Source organism: Micromonospora sp. SD19 (assembly GCF_054462275.1).
Map to the genome: position 1 here is coordinate 284,542 of NZ_JBTLMN010000001.1, position 19,181 is coordinate 303,722.

The following is a 19,181-nucleotide window of genomic DNA, read 5'->3' on the forward strand; positions in this document are numbered from 1 at the left end:
GGTGATCCGCTTGTCGCTGCCTACCCGCGAGTAATACAGTCTGGGTTACTGATCGGTAACACCTGTCCGGAAGCGGGGCCAGCGAGCATGACCCACTACAAGAGCAACCTGCGGGATCTCGAGTTCAACCTGTTCGAGGTCTTCGGGGCGGACCGGGCGTTCGGCCAGGCGCCGTACTCGGAACTCGACGCCGACACGGCCCGCACCTTCCTCGCCGAGCTGGACCGCCTCGCCCGCGAGGATCTGGCCGCCAGCTACACGGACAGTGACCGCAACCCGCCGGTCTTCGACCCGGCCACGCACACCGCGCCGCTGCCGGAGTCGTTCAAGAAGTCGTACCAGGCGTTCATGGACTCCGAGTTCTGGCGCCTGGACCTGCCGCCGCACCTGGGTGGCACCACTGCGCCGCGCGCCCTCTGGTGGGCCCTCGCCGAGCTGGTGCTCGGCTCGAACGCCCCCATCTGGATGTACGCCTCGGGTCCGTCCTTCGCGCACGTGCTGGAGGTCGAGGGCACCGAGCAGCAGAAGCGGTGGGCCAAGCTCTTCATCGACAAGCAGTGGGGCTCCACAATGGTGCTCACCGAGCCGGACGCCGGCTCGGACGTCGGCGCCGGCCGCGCCCGCGCCATCCAGCAGCCGGACGGCTCGTGGCACATCGAGGGCGTGAAGCGCTTCATCACCTCCGGTGAGCACGACCTCACCGACAACATCGTGCACTACGTGCTGGCCCGCCCGGTGGGCGTGGAGGGGGTCGGTGGCCCCGGCACCAAGGGCCTGTCGCTCTTCGTGGTGCCGAAGTTCCACTTCGACGAGACCACCGGCGAGCTGGGCGAGCGCAACGGCGTCTACGCCACCAACGTCGAGCACAAGATGGGCCTGAAGGTCTCCAACACCTGCGAGCTGACCTTCGGCGAGCACGGCGTACCGGCCAAGGGCTGGCTGCTGGGCGACAAGCACGACGGCATCCGGCAGATGTTCATGATCATCGAGTACGCCCGGATGCTGGTCGGCACCAAGGCCATCGCCACCCTCTCCACCGGCTACCTCAACGCCCTGGAGTACGCGAAGAACCGGGTGCAGGGCGCCGACCTGATCCAGCAGGCGGACAAGACCGCGCCCCGCGTCACCATCACCCACCACCCGGACGTGCGCCGCTCGCTGTTGATGCAGAAGTCGTACGCCGAGGGTCTGCGCGCCCTGGTCCTCTACACCGCCACCTGGCAGGACAAGGTCGCGATCGCCGAGGCGGCCGGCGACGAGAAGGCCACCAAGCTGGCGAAGCGGGTCAACGACCTGCTGCTGCCGCTGGTCAAGGGCGTTGGTTCGGAGCGGGCGTACGAGCTGCTCGGGCACGAGGCCCTGCAGACCTTCGGCGGCTCCGGCTTCCTGCAGGACTACCCGCTGGAGCAGTACGTCCGGGACGCCAAGATCGACACCTTGTACGAGGGCACCACCGCCATCCAGAGCCTGGACCTGATCTTCCGCAAGATCGTGCGGGACAACGGCAAGGCGCTGATGGCGGTGGCCGGCGAGATCCAGGAGTTCATCTCCTCCGAGGCGGGCAACGGTCAGCTCAAGGACGAGCGGCAGGCGCTCGGCAAGGCGCTCGCCGAGGTGCAGAACATCCTCGGTGTGATGACGGGCTGGCTGGGCGAGGCGCAGGGCGGCGACACCCGCGCCCTCTACAAGGTCGGGCTGAGCAGCCGGCGGTTCCTGCTGGCGATCGGCGACCTGGTGGTCGGTTGGCTGCTGCAGCGGCAGGCCGACGTGGCGCTGAAGGCGCTGGCCGGCGAGGTTTCCGCCAGTGACAAGGCGTTCTACACCGGCAAGGTGGCCGCTTCCCGCTTCTTCGCCCGTGAGGTGCTGCCCCGCATCGGTGCCGACCGGCGGATCATCGAGGGTGCGGACCTCGACATCATGGACCTCCCGGAGGAGGCCTTCTGAGCGTGCCACGGCACGTCTGACGGTTTCGGGTCGCACCACCCGACGCCGCAACGGCCGGCGGGGCTGTCTGCCTCGCCGGCCGTCGCCGTCCCACCCCGCGTCGGGCACGTATTCGGCGAGCCCGGTCGGGTATGCCGGTGGCGTGGCGGGTAACCGTCGCGTGACCTCGAAAGGGAACGCCCAGAGCCACCGCACGGGGGAGTGCAGCGCACATGGGTGTAGGTAGCGGCATTTTTCTCATCGCGATCGGCGCGATCCTGACCTTCGCGCTGAGAGCCAACGTCTGGTGGATCGACGTACGCGCGGTCGGCTGGGTGTTCATCCTGGCTGGGCTGGCCGTCCTGCTGACCACGCTCTGGTTCTGGCAGGACCGGCGCAAGCGGGCCCGAACCCTCATCGTGGAGGAGAACCGGCTGTCTCATCCGACGGCGATGATGCCGCCACCGCCGGACCCGCCGCCACCGACCGCGCCGCCGTCCTGATCCCCACCCAGGCTGGACGCGTACCGCTGAGCCACCCGTCGACTGCCGGCGGGTGGCTCAGTCGCTTGCGGTGTGGCGGGCCGTGAGCGGCGCTCCCGCCCTGCTCCACTGCGACCAGCCGACCGGGCAGCGGTGTACCGCCAACTCGGCGGTGCGCAGCCCCCCGTCGTCGACACCCTCGGGGTCGAAGAGCGCCGAGAGCAGCGAGATGCCTGGATTGTGGGCAATGAGCAGTGCCGTGCGGGCCGCCGGGTCCACCGTGCGGACCAGCGACAACAACTCCTCGGGGTGCGCGTCGTACGCGCCCGGCTCATAACGGACGGTCGGGCGGGGACCGGTCGGGCCACCCTCCGGCGGGGAACCGGTCATCCCCATCGCCACGCCGTGCCAGGTCTGCCGGGTGCGGCGGGCCGTCGAGCAGATCACCACGTCGGGCAGCAGCCCGTGGTGCGCCAACCAGGCCCCCGCCGCGGCCGCGTCGGCGGTCCCACGGGCGCTCAGTGGCCGTTCGGCGTCGTCCGCCGCGTCGTTGCCCTGCTCGGCCTTCGCGTGCCGCAGCAACACCAGTGTCCGTGTCTCGGGGTCGGCGTCCGTCATGGTCCCAGCTTGCCCGATTGGCGATCTCCGTGCCGGGGTAAGTCGATGGATGCCGCACCCCTACCGACGGCCGCGGCGCGAGGTACGCCAGGTTAGAGCCGAGGAGCGAGACATGGGCATTGGTGGCAGCATCTTCTTGATCGCGATAGGCGCGATCTTCGCGTTCGCAGTGGAAGCCGACCTGGGCTGGCTTGACCTGTCAGTGGTCGGCTGGGTGCTGATGCTGGCCGGCGTCGCCGGTCTGCTCGTCACCCTCTACTTCTGGAGCAGCCGCCGCCGCGCGGTGGTCGCCGCGCCGGTGCGCGAGGAGCGCGTGGTGGCCGACCGGGTCGTTCCGGTCCAGAACGACCAGGTCGTGCAGGAGTACCGCGAGGTGCGTAGGCCGGGCCGACCGGTCTGATCCTCGCTCACACACTCCGGGGTCCCGCAGCGTCGCGGGGCCCCGGCTCGCGTTCGGCCCCGGCCCCGGAGCCGCGCCCCGCGCGCCCCCGCGGATCGTGAGGTGGGATGCGGTGCCCGATCCCGGGGAGCCGCCGATCCCGGAGTTCGGGTCAGGCGAAAAGCGCGAAGTAGATGGCGATGTGGTGACAGAGCGCCGCCAGCAGCGTGCAGGCGTGAAAAAACTCGTGGTGGCCGAAGACGGTCGGCCACGGATTGGGCCGCCGCAACGCGTAGAAGACCGCGCCCACGCTGTAGATCGCGCCGCCGACGATCAGCAGCACCAGTGCCGCGACGCCGCCGCCGTGCAGGATCTCCGGCAGCATGGCCACCGCCACCCAGCCCAGCGCCAGGTAGAGCGGCGCGGACACCCAGCGCGGGGCGTGCGGCCAGACCACCTTGACCGCCACGCCGGCCAGCGCGCCACCCCAGACCAGGGCCAGCATCACCGTGGCAGGCCGGGGCGCGAGCAGCATCACGCAGAGCGGTGTGTACGTGCCGGCGATGAACACGAAGATCATCGAGTGGTCCATCCGGCGCATCAGCTGGTAGCCGCGCTCCGACCACACCCGACGGTGGTACAACGCGCTCGTGCCGAAGAGCCCGCAGACCGTCAGGCTGTAGATGAGGCAGCTCACCAGTGGCGCCCATCCCGGCCTGGTGGCGGCGATCGAGCAGAGCACGATGCCGCAGACCACGGCGACGAAGAAGGCGTACGTGTGGAGCCAGCCGCGCATCCGAGGCTTACCGATGTCGACCGGCTTCAGGCGAAGCGGGGCGGAGGTGGTCACCCAGTCAGGTTACGACACCGTAGGTTACTTGTAAGTAGTGGCGTTGGTGACACCGGGCACCATCACCGTGAACACCGGATCGGCGGCACATCGGCGAGGATGAGCGGATGCGGATCCGACCCGTCGGGGCGCACGCCCTGCTCCTCGACTGCACCACGCCCACCGACATCCCCGAGGCCGCGCTCGTCGAAGCGTGGCGCAGCGAACTGTGGCGGCGTCGGGAACGGGGCGACCTGATCGCCGTCGAGATCGTGCCGGCGGCCCGGACCGTGCTGCTCGACGGCCTGCCCGACCCGACCGCCACCGCCCGGCAGCTGACCCGATGGGCGTCCGCCGTCGCCGCCGCGGCCACCGGCCCCGAGCACACCAGAGCCGCAGGCCACAACGCCAACGCCAACGCCAACGCCGACGCCAGCGCCGACGCCAACGCCGACGCCGACGCCGACGCCGACGCCAGCGCCGCCGCCAACCCCGACGCCGACGCGGCGGACGTGGTCGTGCCCGTCTCCTTCGACGGGCCGGACCTGCCGGCGGTGGCCGACCACTGGGGCGTGGACGTGTCAGCGGTGCGGCAGCGGATCACCAGCACCAGGTTCCGGGTCGCGTTCTGCGGCTTCGCCCCCGGCTTTCCCTACCTGACCGGGCTGCCCGCCGAGTTGGCGCTGCCCCGGCTGGCCACGCCCCGACCCCGGGTCCCGGCCGGCTCGGTCGCGCTGGCAGGCCCGTACGCCGGCATCTATCCGGGCGCGTCGCCCGGCGGCTGGCAGCTGGTCGGCCGGACCGACCTGGTGCTGTTCGACGTCGCCGCCGATCCGCCGGCCCGCCTCAACCCGGGCACCACCGTCCGGATGGTGGCGGCGTGACCCACCCGGGCGCCATCGAGGTGCTCCGCGCCGGCGCGCTCACCACAGTGCAGGACCTCGGCCGGCCCGGCTGGGCGCACCTGGGCGTACCCCGCTCCGGCGCCCTCGACCCGGCCGCCCTGCGGCTGGCCAACCGGCTGGTCGGCAACCCGGAGCACGCGGCCGGCCTGGAGATCACCCTGACCGGCTGCACAGTGCGGCTGACCCGGGCCACCACTGTCGCGGTCACCGGTGCCGAGGTCCCGGTCCAGGCGGGTGCTCGGCCCGGTGACACCGGACGCCCGCTCAGCGTGCCGGCCGGCACGGTGCTGCGGATCGGCCCCGCCCGACGGGGCGTACGGAGCTGGCTGGCGGTCGCGGGCGGCATCGACGTGCCACCGGTGCTCGGCAGCCGGGCCACCGACACCCTCTCCGGGCTCGGCCCACCTGCGCTGCGGGACGGCGACCGGCTGCCACTGGGCGAACCGGTCGCCGCACCCGCGCCGGTCGACTCGACCAGCTGCGCCCACCCCGAGCCGGAGCTGCACCTGACGCTCGGCCCCGGCCCCCGCGAGGACTGGTTCACGCCGACTGCGTTCGACCGGCTCTTCGGCAGCGCGTACACCATCAGCCCGGTGAGCAACCGGGTCGGCGCGCGCCTCGCCGGCGCGCCGCTGCCCCGCGCGGTCGCCGGCGAACTCCCCAGCGAGGGCATCGTGCTCGGCGCGGTACAGGTGCCGGCGGACGGACAACCCCTGATCTTCCTCGCGGACCATCCGACCACCGGCGGATACCCCGTCATCGGGGTGGTCACCGACGTGACAGCGCTCGCGCAGGCACGGCCAGGTACTACCGTCAGATTCCATGGACCTCAACGCTGACCTGGGCGAGGGATTCGGCATCTGGCGACTCGGCGACGACAACGCGCTGCTGGACCTGGTGACCTCCGCCAACGTCGCCTGCGGCTTCCACGGCGGCGACCCGTCCACCATGCGGCGGGTCTGCGAGGGCGCCGCGCACCGTGGGGTGGCGGTGGGCGCGCAGGTCGGCTACCGCGACCTGGCCGGCTTCGGCCGGCGGCACATCGCGTACGACTTCGCCGAGCTCCGCGACGAGGTGACCTATCAGCTCGGGGCGCTGGACGCGTTCTGCCGGCTGTTCCGCACCCGGGTCCGCTACCTCAAGCCGCACGGCGCGCTCTACCACGCGGCCAGCATCGACGAATCCCAGGCGGCGGCGGTGGTCGCGGCGGTCACCGGCTACGACCCCGAGCTGCCGGTGCTCTGCCTGCCCGGGTCGACCCTCGCCCAACTCGCCGTCGGTGCCGGTCTGCCGGTGGTGGCCGAGGCCTTCGCCGACCGCGCCTACCTGCCCAACGGTGCGCTGGTGCCGCGCGGCACCCCGGGCGCGGTGATCACCGACCCCGAGCAGGTCGCCGAACGGGCGGTGCGGATGGCCACGCACCGCAGCGTGGTGGCTGTCGACGGCACCGTCATCCCCTGCTCGGTCGACTCGATCTGCGTGCACGGCGACACCCCGGGTGCGGTCTCCGCAGCCGAACTCGTCCGCGCCACCCTGATCGACGCCGACATCACGCTCGCCCCGTTCGCCTGACCGGAGGGGCCCGCGCGGGGCCCTCCGACCAGGTCAGGCGTCCAGACCGCGGAGCACCAGTGGCAGCCGCGTCACGGCACCGTCGACCACCCGGACCGGTACGCCCCAGTCCTGCCGGGTCAGGTGGCACGCCGCGTGCTCCACGTCCGCGTCACAGGTCGCCGCCTGAGCCGTCACCTGAAGCACGCCAGCGGTGACCTCGCCGTTGAGCACCAGCCGACGGGACAGCTCGGTGCCCGTCCCGGCACCCTCCACCAGCAGCTCCGGCGGGGACGCCGACACCACCAACCGGGTCGACGGCCCGTACGTCTCGTCCAACTTCTGCCCCGGCGCCGGGGTGAAGACGATGTCCAGGGTGACCTCGCCGGCCGCGAGATCAGTCGGCTTGCGCTCGGTGCGGTGCCGGGGGCCGTCCACCGTGCTGGCCCCCGCCGCCGACAGGGCACCCGGCGCGAGCCGGGTCAACCGGTGCGCGGCCGACTCCACCACCAGCACCTCACCGGACGGGGTGAGCACCAGGTCGCTCGGCTCCGCCAACCCGTCCGCCACGGTGGAGACCTGGTTGCTGTCCGGGTCGAAGCGGCGCACCGCGCCGTTGTACGTGTCAGCGATCAGCACCGAGCCGTCCGGCAGCGCGCACACGCCCAGCGGGTGTTGCAGCAGCGCCGACTCCGCCGGACCGTCCACGTGCCCGAAATCGAACAGGCCCTGCCCGACGGCGGTGCCCAGCACGCCGTTCTCCACGTACCGGATCGCACTGCTCTCGCTGTCAGCCACCCAGAGCCGGGTGCCGTCGACCGAGACGGAGAGCCCCGACGGCTGGGCCATCCACGCCTCGGCCAGCGGGCCGTCGCGCAGCGCCTCCACTGTGGTGCCGGCGTACATGCCGGCGGTCCGCTTGATCGGGTCGAACCACCACAGCTGGTGGATACCGGCCATCGCGATGATCAGCTTGTCGTCGTACCAGGCCAGATCCCACGGTGAGGAGAGGTCGACGGCGAGCGCGTCGTGGGCGTGGTCGTCGACCTCGGCGCGCCACTGCCGGCCGCTGCCGGCCACCGTGACCACCTCGCCGGACTCCAGCCGTACGCCGCGCAGCAGGTGGTTGACGGTGTCGGCCACCACCAGGTCGTAACCGGCCACCTCGGCGACATGCGTGGGCAGCAGGCACACGCCCTGCGGCTCGGAGAACGTCGCGGTGGCCGCCGGCCCGTCCGCCCGACCCCGCTCACCCGAGCCGATCCGCCGCACCGGCGTCTCACCGTCCGGCTCGACCTCGACCACCGAGTGCCGGGCCGAGTCCGAGACCAGCAGGTTGCCGTTCGGCAGCAGCGTCGCCTTACCCGGGAAGCGCAGCGCGGTCTCCGGTGCCGGCGGCGGGACGTACGGGCCGTCCCCCCGGTGCAGGGTGCCCTTGGCCTCGTGGGTGGCGACCAACTCGTCGATCAGCCGGGCGAGCCCTTCGGCGTGCCCCTCGCCGGCCATGGTGGCCACCACGTAACCCTCGGGGTCGATCACCGACAGGGTCGGCCAGGCCCGGGCCGCGTACTGCTGCCACATGTCCAGCTCAGGATCGTCGAGGACGGGGTGGTGCACCCCGTACCGCTCCACGGCGGCGGCGAGCGCGTCGGCGTCCTTCTCGTGCTCGAACTTCGGCGAGTGCACGCCGATCACGACGAGCACGTCGCCGTACTTCTCCTCCAGCGGGCGCAGCTCGTCGAGCACGTGCAGGCAGTTGATACAGCAGAACGTCCAAAAATCCGCGATGACGATCTTGCCGCGAAGGTCGGCGAGCTTGAGGTCGCGTCCACCGGTGTTCAGCCAGCCCCGACCGCGCAGTTCGGGAGCCCGTACTCGTGCGCTCATGCACCCATCGTGCCTGACCATCGGCCCGCACCCGGCCGGAGGGGGCGAGATTTGGTGGTCACCGACACCACCTGCGGGTACGACGACGGCGGGGCCACGGTTGCCCGTGACCCCGCCGTCGGTGCAGCTACTTTGCGGCCGGCTTCAGGCAGAGCACCCGGTTGCTGCCGTCACCCGGCAGCACCACGTGGGGCTGCGTCGTGTCGGTGCACTTCTCCTTGGCGTCCACCTTCGAGACGATCGTGAACGCACCCGCCTCGCCACAGTCCGCCGCCGAGGCGCCGCCCTCGCCGGACTGCTTCACGCAGGTGCCGACCGCCGGGTCGAAGGCCGGCGCGTCGTCCCCGCCGACCTTGCCGAGCAGCAGCAGCAGACCGAGCGGCACCGCCAGGATGAGCACCGCGGCGATCAGCACCGCGGCCAGCACCCGGCCGTTGCGCACCTTCGGCGCCGGTGCTTCCACCTTCGGCTCGTCGGCGTCCGGCTTGAACGCGTCGAACCGGCCCTGGTCCGTCGGGCTGGCCTCCTGGCCCCAGGACGGCGCGGACTGCGCCGGCGGCGGGAACGACGGCGGGAAGCCGCTGCCCGACACCGGTTCGGCCGCCGGCGCGCCGAAGCCGGGCCCGCCGGAACCGGGGCCACCGAAGGTCGGCGCACCGAAGGTCGACGTCCCGTTCACGGTGCCGGCGGACGGCGAGCCGGGGCCGCCGAACTGGTCCGCCGGCTGGTCGGCACCGGCGTGCGGCCGAACGCCGTTCACCGGCCTGTTGTTACCCGGGGCGTCGACGAAGGACGGCACACCGGGCGGGAACGCCGGCGGCGCCGACGGGGCCTCGTTGAACGGGTTCGGTGCGGGCTGCCGGTCGTCGAAGCGCGGCTCGGCCGGGGAGTCGCCACCCCAGCCGGACCCCGCCTGCCGTTGCGCGTCGTGCTGCCAGTCGGGCGCGATCTGCCGCTGGCCCTCGTTCTGCCAGTCGGGCGTGGCCTGCTGCGGCGCGTCGTTCTGCCACTCCGGGGCACCCTGACGGTCGCCGCCCGGGTTGCCCTGGAACGCCTCCGGCTCGGGCTCGGCCTCCGGCTCCGGTCGAGCCGGGCGACCGTACACCCGGGGTTGCGGTGCGGCGGTGCCGGTCGGTCGGATCGCCTGGTCGGTCGGGGGCATCACCCGGCTGGCCAGCGGCACCGAAGCGCTCGCCGTGGCCCGGGCCGCCGCGCCGGCTGCCGACTCGGCGTCCGACACCGGTACCGCCGCACGGCCCGCTCCGGACTCCGGTGAGGTACGCGGGGCGGGCACCACCGCGGCGCTCGCGGCGGAGTCCTCGGGGCGGCCACCGTACTGCGCGGCGGCGTCCGGGGTCTCCCGCTCGGCGTAGGCGGGCTGCTCGGGGATCGGCGCGAACTGGGCCTGGGGCGCGTAGTCGGCCGGTGGGGCGGCAGCCAGGCTGGCGCCCGGCACGCGCTGCTCCTGCGGAGGCAGCGGCACCGCGTTCGCCGGTGAGATGCCCGGTGCGGGACCGGGCTGGTAGGCCGGTGCCTCGTCGGCCCGGTCCGCCTCCCAGCCGCCACGGGCCTGGGCGGAAGCCTCGGCCTCCGCGCGGCCCCACACCTCACCGGGCGCCCACGGTTCGACCTCCGCCACAGCGCCGGAGTTGCCCTGCGCGGCGTTGTCCGGGCTGGCGGCCCAGTTGGGTGCGCCGCCGCTGGTGGGCACGCTGGCGCTGGCCCGGGCGGGCAGGTTGCTCGGCTCCGGCGGGGTCCACGCTGCCTGCTCCGGCCGCTCGGTCGGCTGCTCGGGCTGGGACAGCACCCAGTCGGGCTGTTGCGGGCGGCTCTCGGCACCGCCCCAGGCGGCCGGCTGCCCGGGGGTCGGCTGCGCGGGCTGGTCCTGCCGCGCGTCGTTGCCGTCGTTCCACGCTGCGGGCTGCGCCTGCTGCTGCGCGGCCCACCCGCCGGAGTTGGCCGGGTCGTCCTGGGCGGGCCAGGTCGTCGTCGGGGCCGGGACCTGGGCGGCGCCACGGGCCGCGTTCGGCTGGGCGGCCTGACCCCAGCCGGGGGCGGGCTGCTCGGTTGCTTCGGCGGGCTGGCCCCAGGCCGGTGGCGACTGCTCGGCCGGCGTCCACACCGGCTGGTCGTCCCGGGCGCCGCCAGCGGGCCAGCCGCCGTTGCCGGTGGCCTGTTCCTGCTGAGCGCCGCCGGGCCAGGCGGCGGACTGCGGTGCGTCGGACTGGGTGGACTCGGCCCCGCGCCAGTCGGCGGCGGGCGGGTTGGTCTGCTGCGCCGCGCCACCCCAGCCGGCGGCCGGGTCCTCCTGGGCGGGCCAGGCGGCGGTGGCCGGCGGAACCTGTGCGGCGCCCCGCGCGGCCGGCTGGACCTGCACCCAGTCCGGTTGCTCGGCCGGGGCGCTCGGGGTCCAGGTCGGCGCGGGCGCGCTCTGCTCGGCGGGCGTCCAACCCTGCTGCTGCGCCGCCCAGGGGTCGGGCTGCGCCGGAGCCGGGGCACCGTCGTTGCCGGGCCACGCACCGGGCTGCTGCTGCGGCGGTTCGCTCCCGCCACCGCCGGCGGCCCAGGCGGGCTGTGCCGGGTCGTTGGACTGTGGAGCAGCGGCGGCACCCCAGGCGGGGGCCGGTGGCTGCTCGGGCTGGGTCGCCCATGCCGGCGCCGACGGGTTGGGCCGTGTCGGGGGCGGGGGTGCCCAGCCCAGGTCGGGGCCGGCGGCGTTCTGGCCGTTGTCCGGCTGCGCCGGGCGGTCGCCGTACGGCGCCGGTCCGCCGGCGCCCGGTGACACCTCGTCCGGCTCTTGGCCGGAACGGTGCGGGCCCTCGGACGTCATGGGTGCGCCTCCTCCATCACATGTCGGCTCGCCGGTGCCGATCGGTCTCCTCGGCGTGGCTGCCGGCGTCACCGGCGTACCGCTGTGCCGGCTCCCCGCACGGTATCGGGTGGTGGCACGACACGTCCAAGGAGCACTGGCCGTCACTCACCGTGGCCGGTTGGTGTCGAGCAGCTTCTGTCGGCTCGGCCTCTGCCGGGTCGGCGGGCGGCGACCGAAGCCCACCGTACCGGGCGCTGCGGCAGGGCGGAATCCCGGTGGTGGGTGGCGGCTGAACGCCGATGGCCCACCCGGTGGGCCGGGTGGGCCATCGATCTGGAGGAGGTGAGGAATGTCGTGGAGCGTCAGCTCATGTGACGCTGGGCGATGACGAGGATCTCCTCGCGGACCGCCGGCGAGTTCGCCGAGCGCAGCGCGTGCTCGATGGCACGGGCGCGGCGGGTGGCGTCGCGGTGGTTGCGGATTCGCTCGATCATGCTCATTGGTGGGTCCCCCTAGCTATTCGGTTGTCAGCCCCTGATGCATCTATTCAACAGCAGAAGCCGGCGAAATTCCATCGATTATTAGGTGAGCTGAGACACCCGCCTAACAATCAAAGGTCAACGGGGCTCCTGACCGATGGTTCCGTCGCCCAACGGACACGGCCGGTGTGCCGGGCGTTAACCCGTGGCACACCGGCCGTGGCTGGTGACGCGAACGATCAGGTCCAGGCGAGCAGCGCCGCCTCCGGATCAGTGAGGAAGTCGCCGACGTCCCGCAGGAACTTCGAACCCAGCTCACCGTCGATGATCCGGTGATCGAAGCTCAACCCCAACGTGGTGACCTGGCGAACCTTGACCTTGCCCTTGTGCACCCAGGGCATCTCCCGCACCGCGCCGAACGCCAGGATCGCGGACTCACCCGGCGGCAGGATCGGTGTGCCGGTGTCCACCCCGAACACGCCGACGTTGGTGATGGTCAGGGTGCCGCCGGACATGGCCGCCGGCGAGGTACGGCCGGACTTCGCCGTCTGCACCAGATCGGTCAGCGCGTCCGCCAACTCGCGCAGCGAGAGTCGGCCGGCGTCCTTGACGTTCGGCACGATCAGACCGCGCTCGGTGGCTGCCGCGATGCCGAGGTTGACGTACTCCTTGACCACGATCTCGTCGCCCGCCCAGGTCGAGTTGACCATCGGGTGCCGTTGCACAGCGAGCAGCACCGCCTTCGCCACCAGCAGCAGCGGCGAGACCCGTACGTCGCGCCACTCCCGCCGGCCGCGCAGCCGGTCCAGCGCCTTCATCGCCCGGGTCACGTCGACGGTCAGGAACTCCGTCACGTGCGGGGCGGTGAACGCCGAGCGGGACATGTTCTCGGCGGTCAGCTTGCGAACCCCCTTGACCGGGATGCGCTGCTCCCGGTCGGCGCCGAAGCTGGGCGCGGTCGTCGCCGCGACCGGCTCGGCCACGACGGTGGTCGCACCGCTCGCCGCCCGCTGCACGTCCTCCCGGGTGATCGAGCCGAGCGGCCCGGACCCGGTCAACGTGCCGAGGTCGACCCCGAGGTCCTTGGCGAGCTTGCGCACCGGCGGCTTGGCGAGCACGCCACCACCGGTCAGCGCGGCCTGCCCGTTGCGGGCCGGAGCCACCACCGGTGGTGCAGTCGGCGCAGCCGGTGCGGGAGCGGCCACGGCCTGCGCGGGAACCGCGCCCTTGCGGGGGCGGCGCTTCGCGGCGGTGGTACGCGGGCCGTAGCCGACCAGCACCGCCGTGCGACCACCAGGGGCCGCACCGCCGATCAGACCGGGCTCGACCATGCCCTCGGCCGGTGCCACCTCCACCGCCGCCAGCGAAGCCGCCGACGGGGTGGGCAGGTCACCGCTGGGCGTGGCAGTGGTCGACGGCGTCTCCAGCGGGCCGGCCCCCGGGTCGGTGTCGATCGCGATGATCGGCGTACCGACCTCGACAGTGCTGCCCTCCGGGTGGTGGATCGCCTGCACCTGCCCGGCCCACTTCGCCGGGATCTCCACCGCCGCCTTCGCGGTCTCCACCTCGACGATCGGCTGGTTCAGCTCGATGGTGTCGCCGACCTTGACCAACCAGGCCAGGATCTCGCCCTCGGTCAACCCCTCGCCCAGGTCGGGCAGGTTGAACGTCTTGATCCGGGACATGCCGCTCACCAGCCGAAGGTGCGGTCGACGGCGTCGAGCACCCGGTCGAGGTCGGGCAGGTACTCCTCCTCCACCCGGGCGGCCGGGTAGGGGGTGTCGAAGCCGGTCACCCGCAGCACCGGCGACTCCAGGGAGTAGAAGCACTCCTCGGTGATCCGCGCGGCCAACTCGGCGCCGAGGCCGATGTTGGACGGCGCCTCGTGCACCACTACCGCACGACCGGTGCGCTTCACCGACTCGTACGCCGCCCGCAGGTCCAGCGGCGAGAGCGAGCGCAGGTCGATGACCTCCAGCTCACGGCCGTCCTCGGCGGCGGCGGTCGCCGCGTCCAGGCAGGTCCGCACCATCGGGCCGTAGGCCAGCACGGTGGCGTCGGTGCCGGGCCGCACCACCCGGGCGGAGTGCAGGGGGTACGCGTCGGACAGCGGCGCGTCCAGGTCGACCTGGCCCTTCTCCCAGTAGCGCCGCTTGGGCTCCAGGAAGACGATCGGGTCGTCCGAGGCGATGGCCTGCTGGATCATCACGTACGCGTCCTGCGGGTTGGCGCAGGTCACCACCTTCAGGCCGGCGGTGTGCGCGAAGTACGCCTCCGGCGACTCGGAGTGGTGCTCGACCGCGCCGATGCCGCCACCGAACGGGATCCGGATGACCATCGGGATGTTGAGCTTGCCGCCCGAGCGGTAGTGCATCTTCGCCACCTGCGACACGATCTGGTCGTACGCGGGGTAGACGAAGCCGTCGAACTGGATCTCGCAGACCGGCCGGTAGCCGCGGATGGCCAGACCGACGGCGGTGCCGATGATGCCGGACTCGGCCAACGGGGTGTCGATGACCCGCTGGTCACCGAAGTCCTTCTGGAGCCCGTCGGTGATCCGGAAGACGCCGCCGAGCTTGCCGACGTCCTCGCCCATGATGATGACCTTGCTGTCGTTCTCCAGGGCGCGGCGCAGACCCGTGTTGAGGGCCTTACCGATGGTGAGCGTCTCCGTGGCCATCAGTGGGCGCTCCCCTCGAACGACTCCATGTAGCGGCTGAACTGCGCGCGCTGCTCGTCGAGCAGCGGAGACCCGTTGGGGTAGACGTGATCGAACATCGTCACCGGCTCCGGGTTCGGCATCTCGAGCACCCGCTCGCGCAGGTGCACCGACTCGCGGCGGGCCTGCTCGTCGACCTCGGCGAAGAAGCCGGCGTCGGCGATCTGCTGCTTCTCCAGGAAGGCCTTGACCCGGGCGATCGGGTCCTTGGCCTGCCACGCCTCGACCTCGCTGGCGATCCGGTAGCGGGTCGGGTCGTCGGAGGTGGTGTGCGCGCCCATCCGGTAGGTGTACGCCTCGATCAGGCTCGGCCCCTGCCCGAGCCGCGCGTTGTCCAGCGCGGTGCGGGTGACCGCGTACGAGGCCAGCACGTCGTTGCCGTCCACCCGTACGCCGGGGAAGCCGAAGCCGGCGGCCCGCTGGTAGAGCGGGACCCGGGTCTGCCGCTCCAGCGGCTCGGAGATCGCGTACTGGTTGTTCTGGCAGAAGAAGACCAGCGGCGCGTTGAACACGCTGGCCCAGACGAACGCCTCGTTCACGTCGCCCTGGCTGGTGGCGCCGTCGCCGAAGTAGGCGATCGCGGCCTCGCCGTCGTCGGTGCCGGTCTTGCCGTCGATGGTGATGCCCATCGCGTAGCCGGTGGCGTGCAGGGTCTGCGCGCCGATGACGATCGTGTACATGTTGAACTTGAACTCGTTCGGGTCCCAGCCGCCCTGGTCGACGCCGCGGAACAGGCCGAGCGGCATGATCGGGTCGATGCCCCGGCAGTAGAGGACGCCGTGCTCCCGGTAGGTCGGGAAGGCCATGTCCTGGGCACGCAGCGCCCGCCCGGAGCCGACCTGGGCGGCCTCCTGGCCGAGCAGGCTGGCCCAGAGGCCCAGCTCGCCCTGGCGCTGGAGAGCGGTCGCCTCGGCGTCCAGCTTCCGGACCAGCACCAGGTCACGGTAGAGCCCGCGGTACTCCTCGTCGGTGAAGTCGACGCGGTACTCGGTGCCGTCCGGCCCGGTGGCGCTGTCGATCCGCTCGCCGTCGGGGGTGAGTAGCTGCACCAGCGCGGGGTCGCCGGCCGTGCCCTTCCTGGAGCGGGGTGCGGCCCGCCTGCTGCGGGTGGTGCCCCCGGGGTCGCCCTTTGCCATCGGTCTCTCCCTGTCGTGTCTGCGTCGGCACCGGGGGGTCACCCGGCCACGCAACTCGTGCGCCTGCCCGGCTGCTGCCGGACCGGTTCCTGGCGGCCGCGCCTAGCCCCGGTGGGGGTTGCCGCACGGCGTGAACCGGGTTCTGGCCGAACCCGGATCGGGGAGCGCCGGCGCCGGGCCGCGCCTGCCGCGAGGGTGCGCGGAGGTCACGGCTGCGTTGCCGTCGTGCTCCATATTCGCAGAGCAGGTGAGCGCGCCCACAGTACGCCTGCCCCCGCATTCCGACCGACCCTGCTTTGACGCCGTTTGTCGCCATCGTGACGGCCCGCGTCTCCCAGGCGTTGCGGCATGAATCGTCACCGTTCGGCCAGCACCGCGTGTCGACACGCGGTGGAGGTTGGCTGACGGAGGGTGACTGCGCGAGGCTGATTCCCACAGGATCGCGCCGATCGGGTGAATTGTCGGGTTTGACCCGACGGTTTCCGTCCGCGCCCGCCAAGGACCCGACGACCCGACGACAAGGAGTGTGCGGTGTACGAGCCAGGTGACGGTCCCGGCGCACCAGCACTTGGTCGGCACCGGTCGGCCGGCGGCTATCGCGGGGTGGTCGGCGTTCACCGTGCCCCCAGCGCCGGTGGCCCCACCCGCGGTTACCTGCTCACCGTCGCGCTGCTGGCCGGCACCGCGTCGATGCCCATCCTCGCCGCGATCAGCGCGGGCTCGGCCACCCCGGGCAGCACCGCCCTGCCGGACAGCAGCACCCCGTTCATCCCGACCCCTTCCGTCGGGCCGGTGGTGATCCCGCTGCCGATGGCCAGCCAACCGCCGCCTCCGCCGCTCGGCACGCCCAGCGTCGGCCCGACCAGCGGCTGGCTGACCGCCGCCCCACGACCTCCAGCGCACGGACCCGCCGCCGCCGATCCCGGGCCGGACCTGCGCACCAGCGCTCCGCCCGTCGCGCCGAAACCCACGCGAGGCACCTCGCCGCCCGTACCCCCGCCCGTCGCTCCGCCGCCCCACGACCCCGACCCGACCGACCCGCCGGACCCGGACCCCACCGACTCCACCGATCCGCCGGACCCGGACCCGGACCCGACCGAGCCCACCACCGACCCAACCGATCCCACCGATCCGCCCGACCCGGACCCCACCGACCCTGGCCCGACCGGCTCGGCCGACCCCGATCCGACCCCGACACTGACGGTGGACCCGACGCCGGACCCGACACCCACGCCGACCGACGACGCGACCGCGACCGCCGTGCCGACCAGCACCCGGTCCGTGCCGGCCCCCACCCCCACGCCACCCGCGGTACCGACCCGCCGGCCCGGCCCGGCGAACCCGTCGCCGTCGGCCGTCGCCCCGACCCCCCACGTCAGTCTGGCTCCGCTGCCCGGACCGACACACCCCCTGGCTTCGCCGACGGTACGGTGACGATCAGGCTCGGCCCGTCCGGCGTCGGTGCTGATCGGCAACAGGCGCGTACCGGAGGGGGTGGCGTGGGCGGCGGTGCGGAACTCCGCCCGGTCACCACCCGACCCGGGCCGGGGCTGTGGATCGCCCGGCTGGTCACCGAGGTGACCGCACCGGCGGTGCTCGTGTCGCTGCTGATGCTCACGGTGAGCTGGCACAGCGCGAACCGCCCCGGTCAGGGTCTCGTCTGGGGGCTGCTCGCCACGCTCTTCGTCACCGGCATTCCGTTCGCCTACATCGTCGGCGGGGTACGCCGTGGCCGGCTCACCGACCACCACGTCGGCCGCCGGGAGCAGCGCCGCGCGCCGCTGCTCGTCGGCCTCGGCTCGGTCGCCGCAGGGCTCGCCCTGCTCGCCGTGCTCGGCGCGCCCCGCCCGGTGCTGGCGCTGGCGGTGGCCGGGCTGGTCGGCCTCGTCGTCGCCGTGTCGGTCAGCCACTGGTGGAAGATGTCGATCCACTCGGCGGTGGCCGCCGGCACGCTGGTCATCCTGATGTTGACCTTCGGGACGCGGCTGGTCGCGGCCGCACCGCTGCTGGCGGTGGTCGGCTGGTCCCGGGTACGGCTGCGCGACCACACGGTGCCGCAGGTGCTGGCCGGTGGTGTGCTCGGCGCGCTGATCGCCGCTGTGGTCTTCGGCCCGTTGCGCTGACCCGCCACCCAGCGACCGAGGCGGGTCGCGGGCCGCTCAGTGACCGGGGAGGCGTCGCGGGCCGCCGCGAGGGCGGGCGGCGCGGAGCCACCCACCCCCGGGACACGGTCAGGCGCCGTCGTCGGCGAGCCGGTGCCGGTTCGCCTCGATCCAGGCGTCCAACGCGGCCGGATCGTCCGGGTCCACCCCGTCGGCCATCAGCTGCGCCACCGCCGCGGTGGCCGGGCTGCGCCGCTCACCTGTCGAGTAGAGCCGGGCGAACTCCGGCACCATCTCCTCGATCGCCTCGTCGGTGCGCGTCACCGCCGCCTCGGGCAGCCCGCGCTGGCGCGACGCGTACCGCGCCCAGGCCCGCAGCACCCGGGGCAGCATCGCCGCGTCGTCCATGTCCAGCACGGCCCGGCGGTGCACCCAGTCGAGCAGGAAGAGCCCGGACACCGCCGGGCTCCAGCGCATCGGATCGGCGTCCGGGAAGCTCGCCGAGTGGTCCAGCAGCAGGCTCAGGCAGAAGTGCAGGGAGGCCAACTCGGGGCCGTCGACGGCGTCCAGCCCGAACCGGACGGCTTCCGGCGCGGCGAGGAACCGCCGGACCAGGTCCGTGCGCTCGGCAGCGGAGAGCGGCTCGACCTCCGCCGGGCCGGTCGGACCGGCCGCGGTGGGCAGCATCGCCAGCCGGGCACCGACCAACGCCCGGTCGGTGGCGAGCGAGCCCTCACCGGGCAACTCGCCCAGGTCGTCGGTGACCGCCAGATGACGCGCCACCTCGCCCCGGAGCCGGGCCGGATCTTCGGTACGGAACCAGGTCAACTCGTCGTCGGCGCACATCTGCCGGACCTGGTCCAGGATCCGTTCGGCCGGCCCGCCCACGAAGATGTCCTTGGTGATGCCGATGTTGTGGTCCACCAGGGCCACCAGCGCGTGCTCCGAGCCGCCGGACTCGTCGTCGTAGGCGAAGGTCGCCAGGTAGGAGGTCTGATCGCCGTACACGTCGCCGTACGCCCAGCTGCCGGTGAGGTGCACCCGGCCCAGCTGCGCTGTCCAGCTGGGCGCCTGGCTGCCCGGACGGACCCGCTCGGTGCCCTCGGCGGTGGGGACGAGCGTGGCGAACACCTGCCGGATGGTGGTCGCCGCCGCGACCCGGCGGCGGCTGGTGGCGGCGAGGAAGCCGGTGACGAACTCCCGTACGGCGGCGTCGCGGTCGGTCTCCGCGATCGCGTAGACACTGCCGAGCAGGGCGCTGCCCAGCATCTCGGCGTCGAGGGCGGACTCCAGCTTGGTCACGTCGCGTGCGGCGTGCAGCACCGCGTCGTAGGGGGTCTGAGGCGTGGCCATGCTCCG

At 73.0% G+C, this 19,181-nt stretch carries 17 protein-coding genes; 8 read left to right on the forward strand and 9 right to left on the reverse strand.

Annotated elements, in window-relative coordinates; all coding sequences use genetic code 11:
• Positions 1 to 87: 87 nt before the first annotated feature.
• Together ACX27O_RS01355 and ACX27O_RS01360 are read left to right on the forward strand one after the other, a co-directional pair.
• Positions 88 to 1,944, forward strand: coding sequence for an acyl-CoA dehydrogenase (locus tag ACX27O_RS01355; RefSeq protein ID WP_358137170.1), 1,857 nt, complete (start codon positions 88 to 90; stop codon positions 1,942 to 1,944).
• Between the two features lie 212 nt (positions 1,945 to 2,156).
• Complete coding sequence (locus ACX27O_RS01360; RefSeq protein ID WP_030332052.1) at positions 2,157 to 2,426, forward strand: DUF6458 family protein; 270 nt, start codon at positions 2,157 to 2,159, stop codon at positions 2,424 to 2,426.
• Between the two features lie 57 nt (positions 2,427 to 2,483).
• On the opposite strand, the gene ACX27O_RS01365 is transcribed toward ACX27O_RS01360, so the two are convergent.
• Positions 2,484 to 3,023 (reverse strand): SixA phosphatase family protein, encoded by a 540-nt coding sequence (locus ACX27O_RS01365; RefSeq protein WP_458938820.1) that lies wholly within the window; start codon positions 3,021 to 3,023, stop codon positions 2,484 to 2,486.
• Positions 3,024 to 3,135: 112 nt separating this feature from the next.
• Here ACX27O_RS01365 and ACX27O_RS01370 point away from each other — a divergent pair, with 112 nt between their 5' ends.
• Positions 3,136 to 3,423: a DUF6458 family protein gene (locus ACX27O_RS01370; protein ID WP_030332055.1), complete on the forward strand. Its 288-nt coding sequence runs from the start codon at positions 3,136 to 3,138 to the stop codon at positions 3,421 to 3,423.
• 151 nt (positions 3,424 to 3,574) lie between these two features.
• Here ACX27O_RS01370 and trhA read toward each other — a convergent pair whose 3' ends face one another.
• Entirely contained in the window at positions 3,575 to 4,252 is a 678-nt protein-coding gene (gene trhA / locus ACX27O_RS01375) for a PAQR family membrane homeostasis protein TrhA (RefSeq protein ID WP_285792516.1), read from the reverse strand.
• A 107-nt stretch (positions 4,253 to 4,359) separates the two neighbouring features.
• Here trhA and ACX27O_RS01380 point away from each other — a divergent pair, with 107 nt between their 5' ends.
• From ACX27O_RS01380 to ACX27O_RS01390, 3 genes are read left to right on the forward strand one after another with little or no spacing between them, the layout of a single operon-like run.
• Entirely contained in the window at positions 4,360 to 5,115 is a 756-nt protein-coding gene (locus tag ACX27O_RS01380; protein WP_458938821.1) for a 5-oxoprolinase subunit B family protein, read from the forward strand.
• Positions 5,013 to 5,975 carry a 5-oxoprolinase subunit C family protein gene (locus tag ACX27O_RS01385; protein ID WP_400448207.1) on the forward strand — a complete coding sequence of 321 codons (963 nt, stop codon included), beginning with the start codon at positions 5,013 to 5,015 and terminating at the stop codon, positions 5,973 to 5,975. Before ACX27O_RS01380 ends, ACX27O_RS01385 begins: the two co-directional genes overlap by 103 nt.
• The gene (locus ACX27O_RS01390) at positions 5,959 to 6,708 is read left to right on the forward strand and encodes a LamB/YcsF family protein (protein ID WP_030332063.1); all 750 of its coding nucleotides are present in this window, start codon (positions 5,959 to 5,961) and stop codon (positions 6,706 to 6,708) included. Before ACX27O_RS01385 ends, ACX27O_RS01390 begins: the two co-directional genes overlap by 17 nt.
• A 33-nt stretch (positions 6,709 to 6,741) precedes the next feature.
• Here ACX27O_RS01390 and ACX27O_RS01395 read toward each other — a convergent pair whose 3' ends face one another.
• The 6 genes from ACX27O_RS01395 to pdhA form a co-directional block, all read right to left on the reverse strand.
• Positions 6,742 to 8,574, reverse strand: coding sequence for an NHL domain-containing thioredoxin family protein (locus ACX27O_RS01395; protein WP_030332064.1), 1,833 nt, complete (start codon positions 8,572 to 8,574; stop codon positions 6,742 to 6,744).
• Positions 8,575 to 8,701: 127 nt separating this feature from the next.
• Entirely contained in the window at positions 8,702 to 11,404 is a 2,703-nt protein-coding gene (locus ACX27O_RS01400) for an LppU/SCO3897 family protein (protein ID WP_458938822.1), read from the reverse strand.
• 344 nt (positions 11,405 to 11,748) lie between these two features.
• Positions 11,749 to 11,886, reverse strand: coding sequence for a hypothetical protein (locus ACX27O_RS01405; protein WP_165435866.1), 138 nt, complete (start codon positions 11,884 to 11,886; stop codon positions 11,749 to 11,751).
• A 218-nt stretch (positions 11,887 to 12,104) separates the two neighbouring features.
• Positions 12,105 to 13,550, reverse strand: a complete 1,446-nt coding sequence (locus ACX27O_RS01410; RefSeq protein ID WP_458939095.1) for a dihydrolipoamide acetyltransferase family protein — start codon at positions 13,548 to 13,550, stop codon at positions 12,105 to 12,107.
• A 5-nt stretch (positions 13,551 to 13,555) separates the two neighbouring features.
• Positions 13,556 to 14,545 carry an alpha-ketoacid dehydrogenase subunit beta gene (locus ACX27O_RS01415; protein ID WP_030332070.1) on the reverse strand — a complete coding sequence of 330 codons (990 nt, stop codon included), beginning with the start codon at positions 14,543 to 14,545 and terminating at the stop codon, positions 13,556 to 13,558.
• Positions 14,545 to 15,720: a pyruvate dehydrogenase (acetyl-transferring) E1 component subunit alpha gene (gene pdhA / locus ACX27O_RS01420; protein WP_030332072.1), complete on the reverse strand. Its 1,176-nt coding sequence runs from the start codon at positions 15,718 to 15,720 to the stop codon at positions 14,545 to 14,547. Before pdhA ends, ACX27O_RS01415 begins: the two co-directional genes overlap by 1 nt.
• A 531-nt stretch (positions 15,721 to 16,251) precedes the next feature.
• Here pdhA and ACX27O_RS01425 point away from each other — a divergent pair.
• Together ACX27O_RS01425 and ACX27O_RS01430 are read left to right on the forward strand one after the other, a co-directional pair.
• On the forward strand, positions 16,252 to 17,154 hold the full coding sequence (locus ACX27O_RS01425; protein ID WP_458938823.1) for a hypothetical protein: 903 nt from the start codon (positions 16,252 to 16,254) through the stop codon (positions 17,152 to 17,154).
• 65 nt (positions 17,155 to 17,219) lie between these two features.
• Complete coding sequence (locus ACX27O_RS01430) at positions 17,220 to 17,843, forward strand: phosphatase PAP2 family protein (protein WP_051708464.1); 624 nt, start codon at positions 17,220 to 17,222, stop codon at positions 17,841 to 17,843.
• A 108-nt stretch (positions 17,844 to 17,951) separates the two neighbouring features.
• On the opposite strand, the gene ACX27O_RS01435 is transcribed toward ACX27O_RS01430, so the two are convergent.
• The gene (locus ACX27O_RS01435) at positions 17,952 to 19,175 is read right to left on the reverse strand and encodes a hypothetical protein (protein ID WP_030332077.1); all 1,224 of its coding nucleotides are present in this window, start codon (positions 19,173 to 19,175) and stop codon (positions 17,952 to 17,954) included.
• Between the last annotated feature and the right edge of the window lie 6 nt (positions 19,176 to 19,181).